This is a genomic window from Chimaeribacter coloradensis (assembly GCF_002858715.1).
GTDB classification, from domain to species: Bacteria; Pseudomonadota; Gammaproteobacteria; order Enterobacterales; family Enterobacteriaceae; genus Chimaeribacter; species Chimaeribacter coloradensis.
The window spans coordinates 1-2413 of record NZ_PJZH01000060.1 but is presented as its reverse complement, the minus strand read 5'-3'; the positions used below and the strand labels follow the sequence as shown (position 1 = coordinate 2413).

2 protein-coding genes and 1 pseudogene are annotated in these 2413 nt (G+C 41.9%); all 3 read left to right on the top strand.

Features of this window, described 5'->3' with window-relative positions; all coding sequences use genetic code 11:
* Positions 1 to 255: pseudogene (locus tag CYR32_RS21130) on the top strand (DUF2345 domain-containing protein); the annotation flags it as partial.
* On the top strand, positions 252 to 1937 hold the full coding sequence (locus CYR32_RS21125; protein WP_101827038.1) for a LysM peptidoglycan-binding domain-containing protein: 1686 nt from the start codon (positions 252 to 254) through the stop codon (positions 1935 to 1937). The pseudogene CYR32_RS21130 and the gene CYR32_RS21125, both read left to right, overlap by 4 nt.
* Positions 1938 to 2413, top strand: a 476-nt coding sequence (locus tag CYR32_RS21565; protein ID WP_146000745.1) for a hypothetical protein, incomplete at its 3' end; no start/stop codon positions are given.

Genomic DNA, 2413 nt, shown 5'->3' with positions numbered 1-2413 from the left:
CGGATAACGATTAACGGCGGGGGCAGTTATATCACCCTGGACGAAAACAGCATTGAGTCGGCCACCGCCGGGGACTACAACGTCCGCACCGGCTATTACCAGCGCATGACAAAGGCGCAGCAGCTTATTGAAACAGTGGAGTTACCTACACTGGAACCGGACTCTAACCACCGGTTCTCTTCTATTAAAAGCATTGATGGAACACGCAGCACTGAACTTATATTCAAGCCCTTTTCTGGAGAGGATGCATCATGAGCGGTAAATTAGTCCCTCTGTTTGAAAAACCACACGACAGACCCACAGCATATGATGGCTTGTTAGGATGGTCCGCTGAATGGAAATGTTATTTAGATCCTGAAGGTAAACCTGTTCCGCTTGATGATATCATTTCGTTGGACGCTACAGAGACGGAGGTGGTAGTCCGTAAAGGCGATACCCTGAGCAAGATCGCAAATCAACACCATTGTGCCGTCGATGATATTGTAAAATTAAACGGCATCGCTAATCCTGCCCTGATTTACCCTGGACAGAGATTACGGATCCCGGCCCCATATTATACCTATGATGAACCTGTGCAAGAGCCTGACACCAGCCCTGAGCCGTGCCTGTTATCTTTTACTTTTTTCGATTTGATAGAAAAACCCCTGGCTGGCCTGAAAGTCAAAATTGTATCGGCGCTGGGTGATGTGTATGAATCAGTCACCGATGATATGGGAAAAATAAAAGATTATTTGCTTAAAGCGGAAAGCCAGATACAGGTATTTGTCTCCAGTGCAGCGGGTAAAGTCAAAGAGGTTGCCAGTTTTACCCCAATGCCGGGAAAAATGGACATAATCCTTACCAGCCCCAAGGTTCGCGTGAAAGGGAAGAGCGTGGCGTTAGAGGGCACACCGGGTTACCTTGATAGAAATAAGCACGAAGTTTATACCATCAGCGAAGGAAGGAACAGCCAGGGGAAGCCTGTGGTACAGGTAAACCATGTCTGCCCTAATAATTATGATTTATCATTAGGCAAGAACTTTATTTACTGGAACGAAATTATTGCTGCATCAGAGCGAAGTGGCTTTATTCCACAAAGTATTGCTGCTGTGATTAATGCAGAAGCAGCCAAACATAAAGGAGGGATCTGGAACCCTGATTCAGTATGCCTAAGCTCAGAAAGAATAAAAGCGGAAAAAGCAAGAAGAAGAGAGCTTGGGCTACCCACCGATGACGTTGCCTTTTATAAAAGCTCCGCTGCAGGCATGACCCAGTTTTTAAATGGAACCTGGATGGATGAAACGCTGCGCGAAGGTACATTCCTGTATGAAAAAGCAAAAGCCTCTGGTTTGGTTGCTTTTATGCCAAAACAAGATAGTTCAGGAGAAGTCGTTACCGAATTGAGCGGCAGGCCTGTGCTTGAAACAAAATTCCAGGTTTCATTGGATCTATGGAAAAGCAGCAAAGAGTTAAAGCGTGAAGGGTATCTGGATGGTGGAACTCCCTACCCGCCAAAAGCGACGTATGCTCTCAAAACATGGCTGGATAAACGCTTTGTTGCTGAATATGCCATTATGGCCGCAGTAGATTATGGTGTTCACAATCTGGAAGCACTGGAAAAAGCGGGCTATCGTATTGCCGCGTTAGATGATGCTGAAAAAGCCAAATTGATCTATCTGACGCACCACCTTGGGCTGACAGATACTATCCGGTTTATAAAAGGCACAATTACAGAGGAGGCAGCTAAGAGGTTGTTGATTGCGCAGGTGGGGGCGGGAAAGGCTAAAGAATACGCAGAAATCAATAACAGATCATACAGCGCTGGTCATAGAGAATGGTTGTTAAGTTTTATAGATGACTATATTAAAGTCCATAACTTCATCTGCCCTGAGAAAATAAAAGAATTAAATATAAAAGAAGTTGAAACTATCAAAATAATTAAAAAGGTTGTTAATTAAATGAGAAAAAATTATCTAATTTCATTTATTTTATTATTTCACGCTTCGTTTGCATTAGGAGAATGTAATAAAGAAAGCTACTATTGCATAGATACAGTTCTTGGAGATTTAAGGCTCCTTTCTAGAAATGATTCTGGCGATAAGTACTCGTATATTTATTTAAACAAAAAATTAATATATAAAGATCGTGCGGACTATTTTTCTCCTGTCCCACTAGGGTTTGACATTAATGAGTCCGAAAAGAAAGTAAATAAAATAATAATTGGCTATTACTCGCCTTTTGGTTGTTTGAAAGGAATTGATGATTATAAATGCCATGCAAATATAATGATTGATTTAACAAAAAGTAAACCCATCGTTTCAAATATATTTAGTCCCCCTATAGAGGATTCTCATCTAAGCTGGGTATCCTGGGGTGAAAAAAACTCAATCATAGTTTTCGATGACGACTCCCGTTTTAAATATGAAAATGGAAA

Excerpts from the sequence above, each read along its gene's own strand:
- CYR32_RS21125 (WP_101827038.1), top strand. The coding sequence starts at position 252 with ATGAGCGGTAAATTAGTCCCTCTGTTTGAAAAACCACACGACAGACCC.